This window comes from Enterobacter sp. R4-368 (assembly GCF_000410515.1).
Taxonomy (GTDB): Bacteria; Pseudomonadota; Gammaproteobacteria; order Enterobacterales; family Enterobacteriaceae; genus Kosakonia.
Genome location: NC_021500.1, coordinates 3994945 through 4016213, shown reverse-complemented (window position 1 = coordinate 4016213; position 21269 = coordinate 3994945). Strand labels below are relative to the sequence as shown.

General features: G+C 53.1%; 13 protein-coding genes, 3 tRNA genes, 4 rRNA genes, 1 pseudogene and 2 other annotated features. Of the genes and pseudogenes, 9 read left to right on the top strand and 12 right to left on the bottom strand.

Features of this window, described 5'->3' with window-relative positions; genetic code table 11:
- Positions 1-49: 49 nt before the first annotated feature.
- The gene (gene dnaQ / locus H650_RS18710) at positions 50-781 is read right to left on the bottom strand and encodes a DNA polymerase III subunit epsilon (RefSeq protein WP_020456642.1); all 732 of its coding nucleotides are present in this window, start codon (positions 779-781) and stop codon (positions 50-52) included.
- 52 nt (positions 782-833) lie between these two features.
- Between dnaQ and rnhA the strand changes: the two genes are divergently transcribed.
- Positions 834-1301 carry a ribonuclease HI gene (gene rnhA, locus H650_RS18705; protein WP_017458724.1) on the top strand — a complete coding sequence of 156 codons (468 nt, stop codon included), beginning with the start codon at positions 834-836 and terminating at the stop codon, positions 1299-1301.
- On the opposite strand, the gene H650_RS18700 is transcribed toward rnhA, so the two are convergent.
- Positions 1298-2005 carry a class I SAM-dependent methyltransferase gene (locus H650_RS18700; RefSeq protein WP_044489570.1) on the bottom strand — a complete coding sequence of 236 codons (708 nt, stop codon included), beginning with the start codon at positions 2003-2005 and terminating at the stop codon, positions 1298-1300. The genes rnhA and H650_RS18700 overlap by 4 nt on opposite strands.
- A 33-nt stretch (positions 2006-2038) precedes the next feature.
- Between H650_RS18700 and gloB the strand changes: the two genes are divergently transcribed.
- Both gloB and mltD read left to right on the top strand, forming a co-directional pair.
- Positions 2039-2794 carry a hydroxyacylglutathione hydrolase gene (gloB, locus tag H650_RS18695; protein WP_020456640.1) on the top strand — a complete coding sequence of 252 codons (756 nt, stop codon included), beginning with the start codon at positions 2039-2041 and terminating at the stop codon, positions 2792-2794.
- A 74-nt stretch (positions 2795-2868) separates the two neighbouring features.
- Positions 2869-4239: a murein transglycosylase D gene (gene mltD, locus H650_RS18690; RefSeq protein ID WP_044489569.1), complete on the top strand. Its 1371-nt coding sequence runs from the start codon at positions 2869-2871 to the stop codon at positions 4237-4239.
- A gap of 125 nt (positions 4240-4364) precedes the next feature.
- Here mltD and H650_RS18685 read toward each other — a convergent pair whose 3' ends face one another.
- A complete protein-coding gene (locus H650_RS18685; protein ID WP_044489793.1) occupies positions 4365-5162 on the bottom strand; it encodes an endonuclease/exonuclease/phosphatase family protein in 798 nt (265 codons plus the stop codon).
- Between the two features lie 230 nt (positions 5163-5392).
- Here H650_RS18685 and yafC point away from each other — a divergent pair, with 230 nt between their 5' ends.
- Positions 5393-6280: a DNA-binding transcriptional regulator YafC gene (yafC, locus tag H650_RS18680; protein WP_020456637.1), complete on the top strand. Its 888-nt coding sequence runs from the start codon at positions 5393-5395 to the stop codon at positions 6278-6280.
- Positions 6281-6317: 37 nt separating this feature from the next.
- Here the strand turns inward: yafC and dkgB are convergent, their stop codons facing one another.
- A complete protein-coding gene (gene dkgB, locus H650_RS18675; RefSeq protein ID WP_020456636.1) occupies positions 6318-7121 on the bottom strand; it encodes a 2,5-didehydrogluconate reductase DkgB in 804 nt (267 codons plus the stop codon).
- 202 nt (positions 7122-7323) lie between these two features.
- On the opposite strand from dkgB, the gene H650_RS18670 reads away from it, so the two are divergent.
- From H650_RS18670 to fabF, 4 genes are read left to right on the top strand one after another with little or no spacing between them, the layout of a single operon-like run.
- The gene (locus tag H650_RS18670; protein ID WP_020456635.1) at positions 7324-7878 is read left to right on the top strand and encodes a winged helix-turn-helix transcriptional regulator; all 555 of its coding nucleotides are present in this window, start codon (positions 7324-7326) and stop codon (positions 7876-7878) included.
- Entirely contained in the window at positions 7865-8908 is a 1044-nt protein-coding gene (locus tag H650_RS18665; protein ID WP_020456634.1) for an HlyD family secretion protein, read from the top strand. The genes H650_RS18670 and H650_RS18665 overlap by 14 nt, the downstream gene beginning before the upstream one ends.
- A complete protein-coding gene (locus H650_RS18660) occupies positions 8905-10467 on the top strand; it encodes a DHA2 family efflux MFS transporter permease subunit (protein ID WP_020456633.1) in 1563 nt (520 codons plus the stop codon). The genes H650_RS18665 and H650_RS18660 overlap by 4 nt, the downstream gene beginning before the upstream one ends.
- Before the next feature lie 19 nt (positions 10468-10486).
- A complete protein-coding gene (fabF, locus tag H650_RS18655) occupies positions 10487-11761 on the top strand; it encodes a beta-ketoacyl-ACP synthase II (protein WP_044489792.1) in 1275 nt (424 codons plus the stop codon).
- Between the two features lie 91 nt (positions 11762-11852).
- Here fabF and H650_RS18650 read toward each other — a convergent pair.
- From H650_RS18650 to gmhB, 3 genes are all read right to left on the bottom strand, one after another.
- Positions 11853-11929, bottom strand: a tRNA-Asp gene (locus tag H650_RS18650).
- 55 nt (positions 11930-11984) lie between these two features.
- A 5S ribosomal RNA gene (gene rrf, locus H650_RS18645) occupies positions 11985-12100 on the bottom strand.
- A gap of 109 nt (positions 12101-12209) precedes the next feature.
- Positions 12210-13082 (bottom strand) — a sequence feature (23S ribosomal RNA rRNA prediction is too short).
- 43 nt (positions 13083-13125) lie between these two features.
- Positions 13126-14731: a sequence feature (most likely nonfunctional fraction of RNA operon), on the bottom strand.
- Positions 14732-15104: 373 nt separating this feature from the next.
- A complete protein-coding gene (gmhB, locus tag H650_RS18635; RefSeq protein WP_044489791.1) occupies positions 15105-15674 on the bottom strand; it encodes a D-glycero-beta-D-manno-heptose 1,7-bisphosphate 7-phosphatase in 570 nt (189 codons plus the stop codon).
- Between gmhB and H650_RS25470 the strand changes: the two are divergent.
- Positions 15661-15873: pseudogene (locus H650_RS25470) on the top strand (beta-ketoacyl-ACP synthase II); the annotation flags it as partial. The gene gmhB and the pseudogene H650_RS25470 overlap by 14 nt on opposite strands.
- Positions 15874-15964: 91 nt before the next feature.
- Here H650_RS25470 and H650_RS18630 read toward each other — a convergent pair.
- The 5 genes from H650_RS18630 to H650_RS18610 all read right to left on the bottom strand — a co-directional run bounded on the left by H650_RS18630 (position 15965) and on the right by H650_RS18610 (position 21107).
- Positions 15965-16041: transfer RNA gene (locus tag H650_RS18630), tRNA-Asp, on the bottom strand.
- Between the two features lie 55 nt (positions 16042-16096).
- Positions 16097-16212, bottom strand: a 5S ribosomal RNA gene (gene rrf / locus H650_RS18625).
- 96 nt (positions 16213-16308) lie between these two features.
- Positions 16309-19216: ribosomal RNA gene (locus tag H650_RS18620) — 23S ribosomal RNA — on the bottom strand.
- 191 nt (positions 19217-19407) lie between these two features.
- Positions 19408-19483, bottom strand: a tRNA-Glu gene (locus tag H650_RS18615).
- Between the two features lie 84 nt (positions 19484-19567).
- Positions 19568-21107, bottom strand: a 16S ribosomal RNA gene (locus H650_RS18610).
- The 16S, 23S and 5S rRNA genes sit together here with 2 tRNA genes alongside, the layout of an rRNA operon.
- Positions 21108-21269 lie beyond the last annotated feature (162 nt).

Genomic DNA, 21269 nt, shown 5'->3' with positions numbered 1-21269 from the left:
GCTGCAAAAATCACCCGTGCGGCGATTTTCCTGCGTTCACAAAACGATTTTACCCGCGCCACAGGCAGCTTCCGCCCTTCTTCTGCACTAAATCGAGCCGTGATTCATGGGCCATCAGCTCCTCATCGCTGGCTAAAACCACGCGCAAGCGGTTTGCCTGACGAACAACACGCTGGATCCCCGCATCGCCTGTTTGCGTTTGCCCTTCGCCTTCCATCGCAAATTTCATCGATGTCTGGCCGCCGGTCATCATCAGATAGACATCAGCAAGGATTTGGGAATCGAGTAATGCGCCGTGCAGCGTACGTTTGCTGTTGTCTATTTCGTAACGCGCGCAGAGCGCATCAAGGCTGTTACGCTTGCCGGGGAACATTTTACGCGCCAGCGCCAGGCTGTCGGTAATTTTGCAAAACGTTTCGGTTTTTGGAATACCGCGGTTCAGCTTGCTGAACTCGTAGTCCATAAAGCCGATATCAAACGACGCGTTGTGAATGACCAGCTCCGCACCGCGGATATACTCAATAAACTCATCGGCGATGTCGGCAAAGGTCGGTTTATCGAGCAGGAATTCGTCGGCGATACCGTGAACGCCAAACGCTTCCGGATCCACCAGCCGGTCAGGCTTGAGATAAATATGGAAGTTGTTACCGGTCAGGCGGCGGTTGATCACCTCCACCGCACCGATCTCAATAATCTTGTGCCCTTCATAGTGGGCGCCAATCTGGTTCATACCGGTGGTTTCGGTATCGAGGACGATCTGTCGTGTAATTGCTGTGCTCATAGCGGCCATTTATGTCAGACTTGTCGTTTTAAACACAGGAAGTCTACCAGAGATGCTTAAACAGGTAGAAATTTTCACCGACGGATCTTGTCTTGGCAACCCGGGTCCGGGCGGTTACGGGGCGATTTTACGCTATCGTCAGCATGAAAGATTGTTTAGCGAAGGCTACCGTCTCACCACCAATAACCGGATGGAACTGATGGCGGCTATTGTCGCACTGGAAGCGTTAAAAGAGCATTGCGAAGTGGTGCTCAGTACCGATAGCCAGTATGTGCGCCAGGGGATCACGCAGTGGATCCATAACTGGAAAAAGCGTGGCTGGAAAACAGCGGAAAAAAAACCGGTCAAGAATGTCGATCTCTGGAAACGACTCGATGCGGCGTTGAGCCAACATCAAATCCGCTGGGAATGGGTTAAAGGCCACGCAGGTCACCCGGAAAACGAACGTTGCGATGAACTGGCGCGCGCCGCCGCGATGAACCCAACGCAGGAAGATGTGGGCTATCAGCCCGAGAGTTAAGACTGGCGGGTCGCGCCCACGGGCTGGCGAACCCGGGGTTTGCTGAGGCTCGACTTCATGGGGTTTAGCGTAAGCGGAATGGTGCGTTTGCGCGCAACAATAAGCTGCATACACCCCAAAGCCGGTAAATGCGTGCTAAGCAGTTTCCCGCCCTGTTTCGTCCAGGGCAGGACGCGAAAGCGGCTATAATGTAACACCTCGAAATTGAGCAACGACAGCCAGTCAAACTGGCGCATCAGGGTGAACATCCGGCTTTTTACCGCGGGTGATCGGCGCGCAAAAGGAACCGCTTTGCAAAGCCCAAGCAGGCTAATCGGGTTGAAACCGCTCATTACCAGCCAGCCGTCGTCAATTAACACGCGATCCACTTCCTGCAATAGCCGATGCGGATCGGTACACCAGGGAAGCGTATGTGCCAGCAAGCAGGCATCCACCGATTTTTCTGCGAACGGTAAATGCAGCGGATCGGCTCTGACCTGCGCTGGTTCGCCGCTAAGGGAAACATTGACCTGGTGGGAAATAGCGCAGCTTTCGGCATTGATTTCCGCGCTCAGATTGCCGATCTTAAGCAAATGAAATCCATACATTTTTGCAAACCACGGCTTAAGTTCTCCTTCCAGCGCTTCGCGATAATACGCGCCTTTAGGTAAATCGCCCCAGCTTGCCGGTGCGACCAATGTCTTAGGAGTCCTTGCCGGTTTCATCACAACCTTCCGCTACGCTTTGAGAGGTAATTTATGAATCTTAACAGTATTCCGGCGTTCCAGGATAACTACATCTGGATGCTGAACAATGATGATGGACGCTGCCTGATTGTCGATCCAGGCGAAGCCGCACCGGTATTACGCGCATTAGAAGAAAACCAGTGGCAACCGGAAGCTATCTTGCTTACTCATCATCACAACGACCATGTTGGCGGTGTGAAAGCGTTGCGTCAGCATTTCCCTGATGTGGTGGTTTATGGGCCGGAGGAAACGCAAGATAAAGGAACCACACAGATCGTTAAAGAGGGGGACGTTATCTCCGTTTTAGGACATGATTTTTCCGTCTTTGCCACGCCAGGTCACACTTTAGGACATATCTGTTTCTTCAGTTCTCCTTATCTATTTTGCGGCGACACACTCTTTTCGGGTGGCTGTGGGAGATTATTTGAAGGGACGGCAAGCCAGATGTATCAATCCTTTTGTAAGATTAATGCGCTTCCGGATGATACGGTGATTTGCTGCGCACACGAATATACTTTAGGGAATATGAAGTTTGCGATCAGCATCTTACCGCAGGATCCTGCACTTAACGAATATTATCGAAAAGTTAATGAGTTACGTGCGAAAAATCAAAAAACACTCCCCGTAATTCTGAAAAATGAACGACGAATTAATTTATTTTTACGCACGGAAGACACTGATTTAATTGATGTAATTAACCAAGAAACAAAGTTGCAACACCCAGAGGAGCGTTTCGCATGGTTAAGGTCAAAGAAAGATAACTTCTGATATTTCCGGGTTGCCTTTTAAAGACGACGCCGTTATCATCGCTCGTCTTTTAAGCAACTACTATTGACACACACATGAAGGCAAAAGCGATCTTATTCGCCTCTGTCTTGCTTGCTGGGTGCCAGGCGTCTAACCATGACGGTACGGTACAACAGCATGCACAGAGCCTTTCTGCAGCTGGTCAAGGGGAAGCAGGGAAGTTTACTAGTCAGGCGCGGTGGATGGACGATGGAACATTCGCCGCCCAGAATAACAGTGACTTGTGGACCTCCATTAGCGACGAGCTAAAGATGGGAATTCCGGAAAATACCCGGATTCGCGAACAAAAACTCAAGTATTTAAGCAATAAGAGCTATCTCCACGATGTAACTTTACGGGCAGAGCCGTATATGTACTGGATAGCAGGGCAAGTTAAAAAACGTAACATGCCCATGGAACTGGTACTACTACCCATAGTGGAGAGCGCTTTTGACCCACACGCGACGTCTGGCGCCAATGCCGCAGGCATTTGGCAGATCATACCGAGCACCGGGCGAAATTATGGTTTAAAGCAGACTCGCAGCTACGATGCGCGTCGTGACATTGTGGCCTCTACCACGGCCGCGCTTGACATGATGCAGCGTCTTAACCGCATGTTTGACGGCGACTGGTTACTGACAGTCGCTGCTTATAACAGCGGTGAAGGTCGCGTGTTGAAAGCGATGAAAGCCAATAAATCGCGGGGTAAACCCACCGATTTCTGGTCGCTTTCATTGCCGCAGGAAACCAAGATTTACGTGCCTAAAATGCTGGCTTTGAGCGATATTCTCAAAAACAGTAAGCGCTATGGCGTGAGTCTGCCAACACCAGACGAAAGCCGTGCGCTGGCGCGAGTCAGACTGAGCAGCCCGGTTGAGGTCGATCAGTTGGCGGAAATGGCCGGGATTTCGGTGAACAAACTGAAAACCTTTAACGCTGGCGTTAAAGGTTCGACGTTAGGTTCAGCGGGTCCGCAGTACGTGATGGTGCCGAAGAAACACGCCGATCAACTGCGTGAATCGCTGGCATCAGGCGAAATCGCCGCCGTACAGCCAACCCAGCTGGCGGATAACACCCCGCTGACAGGCCGGAGCTACAAGGTTCGCTCAGGCGATACGCTTTCCGCCATCGCGGCGCGTCTCGGTGTTAGCGCAAAGGATATCCAGCAGTGGAATAACCTGCACGGTTCGAACCTGAAAGTGGGCCAGAGTCTGACGGTAGGCGCAGGTAGCAGCGCGCAGCGTCTCGCCAGCAACAGCGATAGTATTACTTATCGCGTACGCAAAGGTGATTCGTTATCGAGTATTGCGAAACGTCACGGCGTGAACATCCAGGATGTGATGCGCTGGAACAACGATACCGATAATCTGCAGCCAGGCGATCAGCTGACCCTGTTTGTTAAGAACAGCGCCACACCGGATTCCTGATACAAACCGATAAAAAAGCACCGTTTCTCCACGGTGCTTTTTTTTGTCCATAGAAAACCCCCAGCCAGGCTGGGGGTTCCGGAAAACTTTCAGCTTTAAGCCAGTTATTGCCTGCTTGTCACCCCTCAAGCCAGTTTACCTGGGGTAAATTCCACCAGCAGCGGGTTGTGATCCGATGCGCGCGTGACCAGCACTGACGCTTCCTGCACATTCAAACCACGATAGAAAACAAAATCCAGCGGACGACCAAAGGCGCGGCGGCGATTGTCATCGGTAAAACGAACTTGTCGCAACGACATATCGCGCGTAAAGCGATAGAGCGCATTCATCCTCGGCCGGCTCCAGGCGTTGAAATCCCCTGCCATAATCACAGGTCCGGCGTGGCGCATAATCTGATCGCCAATTGGCAACAACTGCTTGCTGTAGACATCCACTCCCAGACTGAAATTCACCGCATGGACATTCACTACCATCAGGTTACGTAAATCAGGCAGCGGGTACACCGTGACCAGCGCTGATTTCGCCAGCCGTAAAATCGGTTCCCGCTCACGTAGCGGGCAGCAATAGACCGGGTGAGCGGACGAAAGCGTCATGACGCCAGAGGGATGTTGCGGCAGCACAAACGCGGGAACCTGATCGGCAGCAAGATAGTTAGTGGTCGCAAACCTGACAAGTTCCGGTGTGGTTTGCGCTTCCTGTAACAGCACGAGATGCGCGTCTTTGCCAAAACTCTGCAGCACCGATAACCATTCGGCGCGCTGCTGCTTAAAGATATTCCATACCAGCACACGGATTTTTTCGTCGCTGCTTAAAGGCACACCTGCAGGCAACGCTTTGCCGATGCTCGCGAAAGACCCCGGCGGTAAAATTCGCTCCGCTGGCTGTCCGGCAACATATCGCATGGCATAGGTATTTTTTGGCACTTTCGGCTTCAAACCTCATTGATTTCCACACCCGGTTACCGGGTGGTCATTCAGTTATAGGGATTTTAGCGCACACTTTCAACGCACAATCGGCAGAAAAACCACCGGTTATAGTTAGTGAGCGCTTATTAATGCCGCCAGCGCCGCGCGTGCGTGGCATCGCAGGCTTCAACATGGTTAAATAGCGTATGGATGAATAATATCGTTGCAGTGTTGCTACAGAGGCAATAATGAAAACCACCTCAGAAGAACTCGCGATTTTTGTGGCTGTTGTCGAAAGCGGCAGCTTCAGCCGGGCAGCGGAACGCCTGGGACAGGCGAACTCGGCGATCAGCCGTGCAGTAAAAAAGCTGGAGAACAAGCTGGGCGTCAATTTGCTTAATCGCACCACGCGCCAGCTCAGTTTAACCGAAGAAGGTGAGCGCTATTTCCGCCGCGTACAAAGCGTATTGCAGGAGATGGCGGCCGCAGAAACAGAGGTGATGGAAACCAAATCCACGCCGCGCGGCACGCTGCGCGTTGATGCGGCAACGCCGGTGGTGCTGCATTTCCTGATGCCGCTGATTAAACCGTTTCGTGAACGCTACCCGGAAATCAACCTTTCTCTGGTCTCAAGCGAGACGTTTATCAATTTGATTGAGCGTAAAGTGGATGTGGCTATCCGCGTGGGGAAACTGACGGACTCCAGCCTGCGCGCCCGCCCGCTGTTCAAGAGCTATCGGAAAATTATCGCCTCACCGGATTACATCGCTCGCTATGGCAAGCCTGAAACAGTCGAAGAGCTGCGCAATCATGTGTTACTCGGGTTTACCGAACCGGTCTCCCTTAACACCTGGCCGATTGCTTCTGCCGATGGTCAATTATTTGAAGCCACGCCGGATATCTCCTCAAATAGCGGAGAAACGCTTAAACACTTGTGTCTGAGTGGCAACGGTATCGCCAGTTTATCGGACTATATGATTGATAAGGAGCTGGCAAGTGGGGAACTGGTGGATTTGCTGGCGGATAAGCGCCTGCCGGTAGAGATGCCTTTTAGCGCGGTCTACTACAGCGACCGGGCGGTGAGTACACGTATTCGCGCCTTTATCGATTTTATCAGCGAACATCTGCCGCAATAACGACAACGGGAGCATGACACTCCCGTTAAACTCTTGATTAATCCCACTTCGGTGCGAGGCCTTCCGGGCTGACCAGGCGGTCATTGCAATCAAGCTTCGCGATTTCCGCTTTATCTTCTGCATCCAGTTTCAGCGACTGTGCCAGCAGGTTGCTTGCCAGATTCTCACGCTTGGTCGAAGACGGGATTACCGCATAACCTTCGCCCATCGCCCACGCCAGGATAACCTGCGCGGGTGTAGCATTATGTTTCTTCGCGATACGGCCAATCACTTCATCTTTCAATGCCTTACCATACGCCAGCGTCATGTAAGAGGTGATATGGATACCGTGCTGTTTCGCCCAGTCAACGACTTTGCGGTTTTGCAGATACGGTGACAATTCAATCTGGTTAGTAGCGATGTTTTCCGCGCCCACAGCGGCAATGGCCTGCTCCATCAGCGGAATGGTGAAGTTAGACACCCCAATCTGGCGCGTCAGCCCCTGCGCTTTTGCCTTCATCAACTCATGCATAGAGACATCAACCGCCACAGCTGCGCCCGGAGACGGCCAATGAATCAGGGTCAGATCAACATAATCCGTACCTAATTTTTTCAGACTCTCTTTCAGGCTGGGGATCAGTTTGTCTGCGCCCAGATTTTCGGTCCAGATTTTGGTGGTGATAAACAGTTCTTCACGCGCAACGCCGCTCTGTGCCAGCGCTTCGCCAATGGCAGCTTCGTTACCGTAGATCTGCGCGGTATCAATCACGCGATAGCCCAGTTCAAGGGCATTTTTCACAGAAGCGATAACCGCTTCGTCAGTCAAACGGAAGGTGCCAAGACCAAATGCAGGGATAGCCATAAGAATTCCTCTTTCTGATTTCGTATTGTTTCGTTGCGCTGATTATTCCCCGCTTCAGTGAGGGGAAAAAGAGGCGAAAACGCATAGGTTTTTTGCCGGAGAAGCAAAAGTAAGGAATTCAGGGCGCAAAGATAGTCACTTGCATTTTGAAAGTCACTATGTCACCGTAAGCGCAGAATCTAACCAGTAACCGGGTCAGACCATGAAAAATGAACCGCTTTGCAACGCTCCCTGCCCCATCGCCCGCAGCTTAGGCCGCATTGGTGACAGCTGGAGCATAATAATCCTGCGTGACGCTTTAGCCGGTTTCACACGTTTTGATGAGTTCCAGAAAAGCGCGAATGTCGCCCCCAACATTCTCTCTCGTCGTCTGAAAGAGTTGGTTGATGACGGGCTGCTGGAAAAAGTGAGCTACAGCACAACACCGCCGCGCTATGAATATCACCTGACGGCTCTCGGGCGCGATTTTCGCCCGGTGATCCTTGCTCTGGTGGAATGGGGGAATCGCCACTTCTCGCCAGAAGGCGCGCAAATAGAGTTAGTTGAGCGTGAAACACAGCGCCCGGTCGAGACCATTCTCATTGATAAAGCAACCGGCGAACCCATTACACCGGAGAAATATGCCCTGGTGCCTGGTCCTGCGGCTGCACCGGTTATCCATTACCGCCACGATTATTTGCAACGCAAACGCACGGGCGATAACACGCAAAAATTCGCCCCGCTTCACCATGTGAGCCGCGATCATGACGCGCAGTAACAAGAAAAAGGCACTCACTCTGCTGCTGTTAGCCGCAGCGCTGGTAGCCGCTGCGTGTTATGGCGTGTACTGGTGGCAAAGCGGGCGATTTATTCAATCCACCGACGATGCCTACGTGGGTGGTGATATCAGCGCCATCTCCAGTAAAGTGTCCGGTTATGTCCAGCAGATTGCCGTTCAGGACAATATGCTGGTCAAAAAAGGCGACCTTTTAGTCCGCCTTGATGACAGGGATTACCAGGCTGCACTGGCGAAAGCCGCTGGCGAAGTCGCCGCGCAACGGGCGGCGCTGGCTGATATCGCCGCGACGCGTCAGTTACAGCTGGCAACCATTGAAGGCGCAACAGCATCGCTGGCTGCTGCTAAAGCGGTGAGTGAGAAGTCAGCCAATGACAACCGCCGTTACAGCGCGCTGGTCATGTCCAGTGCCGTTTCTGCGCAGGTGCGGGAAAACGCGGCTGCGGATTATCGCCAGGCACGTGCGCAGGAGAGCAAAGCGCAGGCGGATAACGCTGTCGCCACGCGCCAGCTGGCCGTGCTTGATGCACGGGAAAAACAGACGCAAGCCGCGCTGCAACAGGCCCTGGCGAATCTTGAAATCGCGAAATTAAACCTGAACTATACCGAGATCCGCGCCCCGTTCGATGGCGTTATAGGCAATCGCCGGGCCTGGACCGGCTCCTTCGTCGGCGGCGGCATGCAACTGCTTTCACTGGTTCCCGCAGAAGGCTTGTGGGTCGACGCCAATTTCAAAGAGAGCCAGCTAGCCCATATGCGCCCAGGGCAACGAGCGACCATTGTGGCGGATGTTATGCCGGGTCGAACGTTCTACGGCCATGTTCTCAGCGTTTCCCCCGCGACCGGTTCACGATTTAGTCTTCTCCCGGCAGAAAATGCCACCGGAAATTTCACCAAGATTGTCCAGCGTGTGCCCGTGCGTATCGCGCTGGAGGGCGAAGCGGCAAAACTCGGCGTATTGCGCCCCGGTTTTTCTGTCATCGTTACCGTTGACGAAAAGAGCGCGCAATGAGCACCACCGATGCGGTACCGCTGCAACCGGGCGTTTCAATGCCGGTGAGTCAGAAAGTATTTGCCTTCGCGACAATGTGTGTGGGCATGTTTATCGCCCTGATTGATATCCAGATCGTGTCGGCGTCGCTACGGGATATCGGCGGAGGGCTTTCTGCCGGCGATGATGAAACAGTATGGGTACAAACCAGTTATCTGATTGCCGAAATCATCATTATTCCCCTCTCCGGCTGGCTGGCGAGGGTGATGTCCACGCGCTGGCTATTTGCCGCCTCCGCCGCCGGGTTTACGGTGATGAGCCTGCTCTGCGGCTGGGCGTGGAATATCCAAAGTATGATCGCTTTTCGCGCATTACAAGGGCTGGCGGGTGGCTCGATGATCCCGCTGGTTTTCACCACCGCCTTTGCCTTTTTCCAGGGAAAACAACGCGTCATCGCTGCTGCGACGATTGGCGGGCTGGCATCGCTGGCACCAACGCTCGGCCCCACCGTCGGTGGCTGGATAACCGAGAACTTCAGCTGGCACTGGCTGTTTTATATCAACATCGTACCGGGGATTTATATCACCCTCGCCGTGCCACTGCTGGTAAAAATTGATACGCCAAATCCGTCGCTATTGCGCGGCGCGGACTATCTGAGCATTCTGCTGCTCGCGGTATCGCTGGGCTGTCTGGAATATACCCTCGAAGAAGGCCCACGCTGGGGCTGGTTTGACGACAACACATTAGCGATGACTGGCTGGGTGGCGTTGCTGTGCGGCATCTTTTTTGTTGTTCGCACGCTACGCCATACGCAGCCGGTGATGGATCTGCGTGCGCTGAAGGACAGAACGTTCACGCTGGGCTGCTACTTCTCGTTTATGGCAGGGGTTGGCATCTTTGCTACGATCTATCTAACGCCATTATTTCTTGGCACGGTGCGCGGCTTTAGCGCGCTGGAAATTGGTCTGGCGGTGTTTTCCACTGGCCTTTTTCAGGTGCTGTCGATCCCGTTCTATGCGTGGCTTGCGAATCGGGTCGATCTACGCTGGCTACTGATGGCAGGGCTGCTTGGATTTGCGTTGTCGATGTACAGTTTTATTCCGCTCACCCATGAATGGGGAGCGCAAGAACTACTGTTACCGCAAGCATTTCGCGGCCTGGCGCAACAATTTGCGGTTGCCCCGACGGTCACGTTGACGCTTGGCAGCCTGCCGCCGGCGCGGCTAAAGCTGGCATCAGGTCTGTTCAATTTAATGCGCAATCTGGGCGGCGCGATTGGCATCGCCTTGTGCGGTACCGTGATTAATGACCGAACCAATTTGCACTACAGCCGCCTCGCGGATCATCTCAATAATGCCTCTCTTTCCGTCACGGAATTCGTTCAGAGCAACATCAGCAGATTGGTTAGCCAGGGGATTTCACCCGATATCGCCAGCAGTGCTGCGCTAAAGAATCTTTCGGCCATCACGTTGCGTGAGGCCCGGACACAAGCGTTTTCAGATGCTTTTTATCTGATTATGTTAGGTTTTTTAATCGCTGCGCTGCTGGTTCCCTTAATGAAAAAACCGCAAACAGCGTGAAATTTCAGGAGAATTGATGATGAGCGTTTCAACAAAACGCATCGTGGTAACAGGTATGGGAATTGTCAGCCCGCTGGGTTGTGGTGTCTCGCACGTATGGCAATCGCTATTACAGGGAAAATCCGGGATTTCCCGGCTTGCAGATGAGGTTGTCGACGATATTCCCTGCAAAGTGGCAGGTCAGGTTCCGTCTATTGAAGAGGATCCGCAGTACGGTTTTGATCCACTGGTGGCTATTCCCGCCAAAGAACGCAAAAAAATGGATCGTTTTATTGAGTTCGCGCTGGTAGCGGCAAAAGAAGCTCTGACGCAGGCGAACTGGTTTCCACAGGATCAAGCGAAAAAAGATCGTACTGCCACGGTAATTGCGACCGGGATCGGTGGGTTTAACGAAATCGCCAATGCTGTGCGCACAACGGATGATCGTGGGCCGCGTCGACTCTCCCCTTTTACCATCCCCTCTTTCCTCGCCAACCTCGCTGCCGGGCATGTTTCCATTGCGCATGGCTTTCGCGGCCCCATTGGCGCACCGGTTACCGCCTGTGCTGCCGGTGCGCAGGCCATCGGCGATGCCGCACGCATGATCCGTAGCGGTGAAGCGGATATTGCGTTGTGTGGTGGCAGTGAAGCGGCAATACACCGGGTTAGTCTTGCCGGTTTCGCGGCTGCAAGAGCACTTTCAAGCAGTTTTAACGACGATCCAACAGCAGCATCGCGGCCATTTGATCGCGATCGTGATGGTTTTGTAATGGGAGAAGGCGCTGGATTGCTCGTTATCGAATCGTTGGAACATGCCCAGGCACGCGGTGCGACACCGCTGGCAGAACTGGTAGGATACGGAACCAGCGCGGATGCATATCATCTGACGGCAGGCCCGGAAGATGGTAACGGTGCGCGTCGCGCCATGGAAGCAGCCATTCGCCAGGCTGAGATTACCACTGCGGACATTCAGCATATCAATGCGCATGCGACCTCAACACAGGTGGGTGATAAAGGAGAGCTGGCGGCGATTAAGGGGCTTTTTGGTGACGCTCCGGTTGCAATTACCTCAACTAAATCCGCAACGGGCCACTTGTTGGGCGCAGCAGGCGGTATCGAAGCTATTTTCACTATCCAGGCTTTACGTGATCAGGTTGTACCGCCAACGCTGAATTTGCATCACCCTGATACCGAGGCAGAAGGGCTGCATTTAGTTGCGCTGACTGCGCAGCCGCTGGAGATACGTTATGCCTTATCAAATGGCTTCGGATTTGGTGGCGTGAACGCCAGCCTGCTGCTGAAACGCTGGGAGTGACATACGGCAAAAAGGGCGCGATTGCCCTTTTTTATAGAAATAACAGACGAAAAAAAACCGCATCTCGTTAGAGATGCGGCTCTTAAATGAGTGGCGGAACGGACGGGACTCGAACCCGCGACCCCCTGCGTGACAGGCAGGTATTCTAACCGACTGAACTACCGCTCCACCGAATTTCTTCACAACCACCGGTTTGTTGCCCCGGTTTCACTGCTAATTTGATGCCTGGCAGTTCCCTACTCTCGCATGGGGAGACCCCACACTACCATCGGCGCTACGGCGTTTCACTTCTGAGTTCGGCATGGGGTCAGGTGGGACCACCGCGCTACTGCCGCCAGGCAAATTCTGTTGTCAGACCGTTCTCACGCCCTGACATAATCTGTATCTCGCTGAAAATCTTCTCTGTCTCTCACGCCAAAACATCTTCGGCGTTGTAAGGTTAAGCCTCACGGTTCATTAGTACCGGTTAGCTCAACGCATCGCTGCGCTTACACACCCGGCCTATCAACGTCGTCGTCTTCAACGTTCCTTCAGGAGACTTAAAGTCTCAGGGAGAACTCATCTCGGGGCAAGTTTCGTGCTTAGATGCTTTCAGCACTTATCTCTTCCGCATTTAGCTACCGGGCAGTGCCATTGGCATGACAACCCGAACACCAGTGATGCGTCCACTCCGGTCCTCTCGTACTAGGAGCAGCCCCCCTCAATTCTCCAGCGCCCACGGCAGATAGGGACCGAACTGTCTCACGACGTTCTAAACCCAGCTCGCGTACCACTTTAAATGGCGAACAGCCATACCCTTGGGACCTACTTCAGCCCCAGGATGTGATGAGCCGACATCGAGGTGCCAAACACCGCCGTCGATATGAACTCTTGGGCGGTATCAGCCTGTTATCCCCGGAGTACCTTTTATCCGTTGAGCGATGGCCCTTCCATTCAGAACCACCGGATCACTATGACCTGCTTTCGCACCTGCTCGCGCCGTCACGCTCGCAGTCAAGCCAGCTTATGCCATTGCACTAACCTCCTGATGTCCGACCAGGATTAGCTGACCTTCGTGCTCCTCCGTTACGCTTTAGGAGGAGACCGCCCCAGTCAAACTACCCACCAGACACTGTCCGCAACCCGGATTACGGGTCCACGTTAGAACACCAGCCATTAAAGGGTGGTATTTCAAGGGCGGCTCCACGCAGACTGGCGTCCACGCTTCAAAGCCTCCCACCTATCCTACACATCAAGGACCAGTGTTCAGTGTCAAGCTATAGTAAAGGTTCACGGGGTCTTTCCGTCTTGCCGCGGGTACACTGCATCTTCACAGCGAGTTCAATTTCACTGAGTCTCGGGTGGAGACAGCCTGGCCATCATTACGCCATTCGTGCAGGTCGGAACTTACCCGACAAGGAATTTCGCTACCTTAGGACCGTTATAGTTACGGCCGCCGTTTACCGGGGCTTCGATCAAGAGCTTCTCCTTACGGATGACCCCATCAATTAACCTTCCGGCACCGGGCAGGCGTCACACCGTATACTAAGCTACCTACTTCTTTTGCAACCCACTCCCATGGTGTGACGGGCGGTGTGTACAAGGCCCGGGAACGTATTCACCGTGGCATTCTGATCCACGATTACTAGCGATTCCGACTTCATGGAGTCGAGTTGCAGACTCCAATCCGGACTACGACGCACTTTATGAGGTCCGCTTGCTCTCGCGAGGTCGCTTCTCTTTGTATGCGCCATTGTAGCACGTGTGTAGCCCTGGTCGTAAGGGCCATGATGACTTGACGTCATCCCCACCCTTCCTCCAGTTTATCACTGGCAGTCTCCTTTGAGTTCCCGGCCTAACCGCTGGCAACAAAGGATAAGGGTTGCGCTCGTTGCGGGACTTAACCCAACATTTCACAACACGAGCTGACGACAGCCATGCAGCACCTGTCTCACAGTTCCCGAAGGCACCAATCCATCTCTGGAAAGTTCTGTGGATGTCAAGACCAGGTAAGGTTCTTCGCGTTGCATCGAATTAAACCACATGCTCCACCGCTTGTGCGGGCCCCCGTCAATTCATTTGAGTTTTAACCTTGCGGCCGTACTCCCCAGGCGGTCTATTTAACGCGTTAGCTCCGGAAGCCACGCCTCAAGGGCACAACCTCCAAATAGACATCGTTTACGGCGTGGACTACCAGGGTATCTAATCCTGTTTGCTCCCCACGCTTTCGCACCTGAGCGTCAGTCTTCGTCCAGGAGGCCGCCTTCGCCACCGGTATTCCTCCAGATCTCTACGCATTTCACCGCTACACCTGGAATTCTACCTCCCTCTACGAGACTCAAGCCTGCCAGTTTCGGATGCAGTTCCCAGGTTGAGCCCGGGGATTTCACATCCGACTTGACAGACCGCCTGCGTGCGCTTTACGCCCAGTAATTCCGATTAACGCTTGCACCCTCCGTATTACCGCGGCTGCTGGCACGGAGTTAGCCGGTGCTTCTTCTGCGGGTAACGTCAATGAATAAGGTTATTAACCTTACTCCCTTCCTCCCCGCTGAAAGTACTTTACAACCCGAAGGCCTTCTTCATACACGCGGCATGGCTGCATCAGGCTTGCGCCCATTGTGCAATATTCCCCACTGCTGCCTCCCGTAGGAGTCTGGACCGTGTCTCAGTTCCAGTGTGGCTGGTCATCCTCTCAGACCAGCTAGGGATCGTCGCCTAGGTGAGCCGTTACCCCACCTACTAGCTAATCCCATCTGGGCACATCTGATGGCAAGAGGCCCGAAGGTCCCCCTCTTTGGTCTTGCGACGTTATGCGGTATTAGCTACCGTTTCCAGTAGTTATCCCCCTCCATCAGGCAGTTTCCCAGACATTACTCACCCGTCCGCCACTCGTCACCCGAGAGCAAGCTCTCTGTGCTACCGTTCGACTTGCATGTGTTAGGCCTGCCGCCAGCGTTCAATCTGAGCCATGATCAAACTCTTCAATTTAAAAGTTTGATGCTCAATGAATTAAACTTCGTAATGAATTACGTGTTCACTCGTTGAGACTTGGTATTCATTTTTCGTCTTGCGACATCAAGAATCCAGTCACCCTGAGTGCCCACACAGATTGTCTGATAAAATTGTTAAAGAGCAGGTGCGACGCGCTTTAGCGCTCTGTCGCGAGGTGGCGTATATTACGCTTTCCTCTTTCAGAGTCAACCCTGATTTTCAGGATTTTTTCTCTTCAACCGAACCGGCTGTTTGTGTGAAGTGATTCACATCCGCCGTGTCGATGGAGGCGCATTATAGGGAGCCCGAGCTGAATGACAAGCGGAAAAACACATTTTTATTTCAACCGCTCATCTTTTCGTCATAAAGGCTATTTTTGGTGCTTTTTGATGGCTGCTGGCAGCTCCGCAAGGCTATTAATCACCCAATCGGCGCTATTTTCAGCTTCCGGCGTGACGGGTTTCCCGGTGCGTACCAGTACTTTTGTTCCTACTTGTGCAGCAGATGCCGCCTGCATATCTTCCAGCTTATCGCCAACCATATAAGAAGCAGCCATATCAATGTGCAGAAAATCGCGCGCCGAGATGAGCATGCCCGGGTGCGGTTTACGGCAGTCACAAACCTGACGGAACTCTTCTACTGTTCCCTGCGGGTGATGTGGACAATAGTAGATACCATCCAAATCAACGCCGCGATCGGCTAAAGACCAGTCCATCCATTCGGTTAACGTTTCAAACTGCGCCTCGGTGAATTTGCCGCGTGCAATACCAGACTGGTTAGTCACCAGCACCAACGCATAACCCATTTCTTTCAGTTCGCGCATGGCGTCAATAACGCCATCAATAAATTCAAATTCATCAATCTCATGGACGTAGCCGTGATCAACATTAACAGTGCCATCACGATCAAGAAAAATAGCGGGTACAGCAGCAGGCGGTATCGAAGCTATTTTCACTATCCAGGCTTTACGTGATCAGGTTGTACCGCCAACGCTGAATTTGCATCACCCTGATACCGAGGCAGAAGGGCTGCATTTAGTTGCGCTGACTGCGCAGCCGCTGGAGATACGTTATGCCTTATCAAATGGCTTCGGATTTGGTGGCGTGAACGCCAGCCTGCTGCTGAAACGCTGGGAGTGACATACGGCAAAAAGGGCGCGATTGCCCTTTTTTATAGAAATAACAGACGAAAAAAAACCGCATCTCGTTAGAGATGCGGCTCTTAAATGAGTGGCGGAACGGACGGGACTCGAACCCGCGACCCCCTGCGTGACAGGCAGGTATTCTAACCGACTGAACTACCGCTCCACCGAATTTCTTCACAACCACCGGTTTGTTGCCCCGGTTTCACTGCTAATTTGATGCCTGGCAGTTCCCTACTCTCGCATGGGGAGACCCCACACTACCATCGGCGCTACGGCGTTTCACTTCTGAGTTCGGCATGGGGTCAGGTGGGACCACCGCGCTACTGCCGCCAGGCAAATTCTGTTGTCAGACCGTTCTCACGCCCTGACATAATCTGTATCTCGCTGAAAATCTTCTCTGTCTCTCACGCCAAAACATCTTCGGCGTTGTAAGGTTAAGCCTCACGGTTCATTAGTACCGGTTAGCTCAACGCATCGCTGCGCTTACACACCCGGCCTATCAACGTCGTCGTCTTCAACGTTCCTTCAGGAGACTTAAAGTCTCAGGGAGAACTCATCTCGGGGCAAGTTTCGTGCTTAGATGCTTTCAGCACTTATCTCTTCCGCATTTAGCTACCGGGCAGTGCCATTGGCATGACAACCCGAACACCAGTGATGCGTCCACTCCGGTCCTCTCGTACTAGGAGCAGCCCCCCTCAATTCTCCAGCGCCCACGGCAGATAGGGACCGAACTGTCTCACGACGTTCTAAACCCAGCTCGCGTACCACTTTAAATGGCGAACAGCCATACCCTTGGGACCTACTTCAGCCCCAGGATGTGATGAGCCGACATCGAGGTGCCAAACACCGCCGTCGATATGAACTCTTGGGCGGTATCAGCCTGTTATCCCCGGAGTACCTTTTATCCGTTGAGCGATGGCCCTTCCATTCAGAACCACCGGATCACTATGACCTGCTTTCGCACCTGCTCGCGCCGTCACGCTCGCAGTCAAGCCAGCTTATGCCATTGCACTAACCTCCTGATGTCCGACCAGGATTAGCTGACCTTCGTGCTCCTCCGTTACGCTTTAGGAGGAGACCGCCCCAGTCAAACTACCCACCAGACACTGTCCGCAACCCGGATTACGGGTCCACGTTAGAACACCAGCCATTAAAGGGTGGTATTTCAAGGGCGGCTCCACGCAGACTGGCGTCCACGCTTCAAAGCCTCCCACCTATCCTACACATCAAGGACCAGTGTTCAGTGTCAAGCTATAGTAAAGGTTCACGGGGTCTTTCCGTCTTGCCGCGGGTACACTGCATCTTCACAGCGAGTTCAATTTCACTGAGTCTCGGGTGGAGACAGCCTGGCCATCATTACGCCATTCGTGCAGGTCGGAACTTACCCGACAAGGAATTTCGCTACCTTAGGACCGTTATAGTTACGGCCGCCGTTTACCGGGGCTTCGATCAAGAGCTTCTCCTTACGGATGACCCCATCAATTAACCTTCCGGCACCGGGCAGGCGTCACACCGTATACGTCCACTTTCGTGTTTGCACAGTGCTGTGTTTTTAATAAACAGTTGCAGCCAGCTGGTATCTTCGACTGATTTCAGCTCCATCCGCAAGGGACTTCACCTACGTATCAGCGTGCCTTCTCCCGAAGTTACGGCACCATTTTGCCTAGTTCCTTCACCCGAGTTCTCTCAAGCGCCTTGGTATTCTCTACCTGACCACCTGTGTCGGTTTGGGGTACGATTTCGTGTTACCTGGAGCTTAGAGGCTTTTCCTGGAAGCAGGGCATTTGTTACTTCAGCACCGTAGTGCCTCGTCATCACGCCTCAGTGTTAAAGTGTTCCGGATTTGCCTGGAGCACACACCTTCACGCTTAAACCGGGACAACCGTCGCCCGGCTAACATAGCCTTCTCCGTCCCCCCTTCGCAGTAACACCAAGTACAGGAATATTAACCTGTTTCCCATCGACTACGCCTTTCGGCCTCGCCTTAGGGGTCGACTCACCCTGCCCCGATTAACGTTGGACAGGAACCCTTGGTCTTCCGGCGAGCGGGCTTTTCACCCGCTTTATCGTTACTTATGTCAGCATTCGCACTTCTGATACCTCCAGCATGCCTCACAGCACACCTTCGCAGGCTTACAGAACGCTCCCCTACCCAACAACGCATAAGCGTCGCTGCCGCAGCTTCGGTGCATGGTTTAGCCCCGTTACATCTTCCGCGCAGGCCGACTCGACCAGTGAGCTATTACGCTTTCTTTAAATGATGGCTGCTTCTAAGCCAACATCCTGGCTGTCTGGGCCTTCCCACATCGTTTCCCACTTAACCATGACTTTGGGACCTTAGCTGGCGGTCTGGGTTGTTTCCCTCTTCACGACGGACGTTAGCACCCGCCGTGTGTCTCCCGTGATAACATTCTCCGGTATTCGTAGTTTGCATCGGGTTGGTAAGCCGGGATGGCCCCCTAGCCGAAACAGTGCTCTACCCCCGGAGATGAATTCACGAGGCGCTACCTAAATAGCTTTCGGGGAGAACCAGCTATCTCCCGGTTTGATTGGCCTTTCACCCCCAGCCACAAGTCATCCGCTAATTTTTCAACATTAGTCGGTTCGGTCCTCCAGTTAGTGTTACCCAACCTTCAACCTGCCCATGGCTAGATCACCGGGTTTCGGGTCTATACCCTGCAACTTAACGCCCAGTTAAGACTCGGTTTCCCTTCGGCTCCCCTATTCGGTTAACCTTGCTACAGAATATAAGTCGCTGACCCATTATACAAAAGGTACGCAGTCACACCCCGAAGGATGCTCCCACTGCTTGTACGTACACGGTTTCAGGTTCTTTTTCACTCCCCTCGCCGGGGTTCTTTTCGCCTTTCCCTCACGGTACTGGTTCACTATCGGTCAGTCAGGAGTATTTAGCCTTGGAGGATGGTCCCCCCATATTCAGACAGGATACCACGTGTCCCGCCCTACTCATCGAGCTCACAACCTGTGCATTTTTGTGTACGGGGCTGTCACCCTGTATCGCGCGACTTTCCAGACGCTTCCACTAACACACAAGCTGATTCAGGCTCTGGGCTGCTCCCCGTTCGCTCGCCGCTACTGGGGGAATCTCGGTTGATTTCTTTTCCTCGGGGTACTTAGATGTTTCAGTTCCCCCGGTTCGCCTCATTAACCTATGGATTCAGTTAATGATAGTGTGACGAGTCACACTGGGTTTCCCCATTCGGACATCGCCGGCTATAACGGTTCATATCACCTTACCGGCGCTTTTCGCAGATTAGCACGTCCTTCATCGCCTCTGACTGCCAGGGCATCCACCGTGTACGCTTAGTCGCTTAACCTCACAACCCGAAGATGTTTCGTGAAACATCCGCGTGTCGCGAAAATTTGAGAGACTCACAGAACAGTTCGCACTGTTCAGTGTTTCAATTTTCAGCTTGATCCAGATTTTTAAAGAGCAAATATCTCAAACATGACTCGTGAGTCAGTTTTGAGATACGGTGGCAACGCCTTTCACACATTCCCGCGCAAGTGGCGTCCCCTAGGGGATTCGAACCCCTGTTACCGCCGTGAAAGGGCGGTGTCCTGGGCCTCTAGACGAAGGGGACGTAAAGTCTCGCTCGCAAGACGCCTTGCTATTCACTTTTCATCAGACAATCTGTGTGGACACTGCAGGGGCAGGTTCTTTAAGGTAAGGAGGTGATCCAACCGCAGGTTCCCCTACGGTTACCTTGTTACGACTTCACCCCAGTCATGAATCACAAAGTGGTAAGCGCCCTCCCGAAGGTTAAGCTACCTACTTCTTTTGCAACCCACTCCCATGGTGTGACGGGCGGTGTGTACAAGGCCCGGGAACGTATTCACCGTGGCATTCTGATCCACGATTACTAGCGATTCCGACTTCATGGAGTCGAGTTGCAGACTCCAATCCGGACTACGACGCACTTTATGAGGTCCGCTTGCTCTCGCGAGGTCGCTTCTCTTTGTATGCGCCATTGTAGCACGTGTGTAGCCCTGGTCGTAAGGGCCATGATGACTTGACGTCATCCCCACCTTCCTCCAGTTTATCACTGGCAGTCTCCTTTGAGTTCCCGGCCTAACCGCTGGCAACAAAGGATAAGGGTTGCGCTCGTTGCGGGACTTAACCCAACATTTCACAACACGAGCTGACGACAGCCATGCAGCACCTGTCTCACAGTTCCCGAAGGCACCAATCCATCTCTGGAAAGTTCTGTGGATGTCAAGACCAGGTAAGGTTCTTCGCGTTGCATCGAATTAAACCACATGCTCCACCGCTTGTGCGGGCCCCCGTCAATTCATTTGAGTTTTAACCTTGCGGCCGTACTCCCCAGGCGGTCTATTTAACGCGTTAGCTCCGGAAGCCACGCCTCAAGGGCACAACCTCCAAATAGACATCGTTTACGGCGTGGACTACCAGGGTATCTAATCCTGTTTGCTCCCCACGCTTTCGCACCTGAGCGTCAGTCTTCGTCCAGGAGGCCGCCTTCGCCACCGGTATTCCTCCAGATCTCTACGCATTTCACCGCTACACCTGGAATTCTACCTCCCTCTACGAGACTCAAGCCTGCCAGTTTCGGATGCAGTTCCCAGGTTGAGCCCGGGGATTTCACATCCGACTTGACAGACCGCCTGCGTGCGCTTTACGCCCAGTAATTCCGATTAACGCTTGCACCCTCCGTATTACCGCGGCTGCTGGCACGGAGTTAGCCGGTGCTTCTTCTGCGGGTAACGTCAATGAATAAGGTTATTAACCTTACTCCCTTCCTCCCCGCTGAAAGTACTTTACAACCCGAAGGCCTTCTTCATACACGCGGCATGGCTGCATCAGGCTTGCGCCCATTGTGCAATATTCCCCACTGCTGCCTCCCGTAGGAGTCTGGACCGTGTCTCAGTTCCAGTGTGGCTGGTCATCCTCTCAGACCAGCTAGGGATCGTCGCCTAGGTGAGCCGTTACCCCACCTACTAGCTAATCCCATCTGGGCACATCTGATGGCAAGAGGCCCGAAGGTCCCCCTCTTTGGTCTTGCGACGTTATGCGGTATTAGCTACCGTTTCCAGTAGTTATCCCCCTCCATCAGGCAGTTTCCCAGACATTACTCACCCGTCCGCCACTCGTCACCCGAGAGCAAGCTCTCTGTGCTACCGTTCGACTTGCATGTGTTAGGCCTGCCGCCAGCGTTCAATCTGAGCCATGATCAAACTCTTCAATTTAAAAGTTTGATGCTCAATGAATTAAACTTCGTAATGAATTACGTGTTCACTCGTTGAGACTTGGTATTCATTTTTCGTCTTGCGACATCAAGAATCCAGTCACCCTGAGTGCCCACACAGATTGTCTGATAAAATTGTTAAAGAGCAGGTGCGACGCGCTTT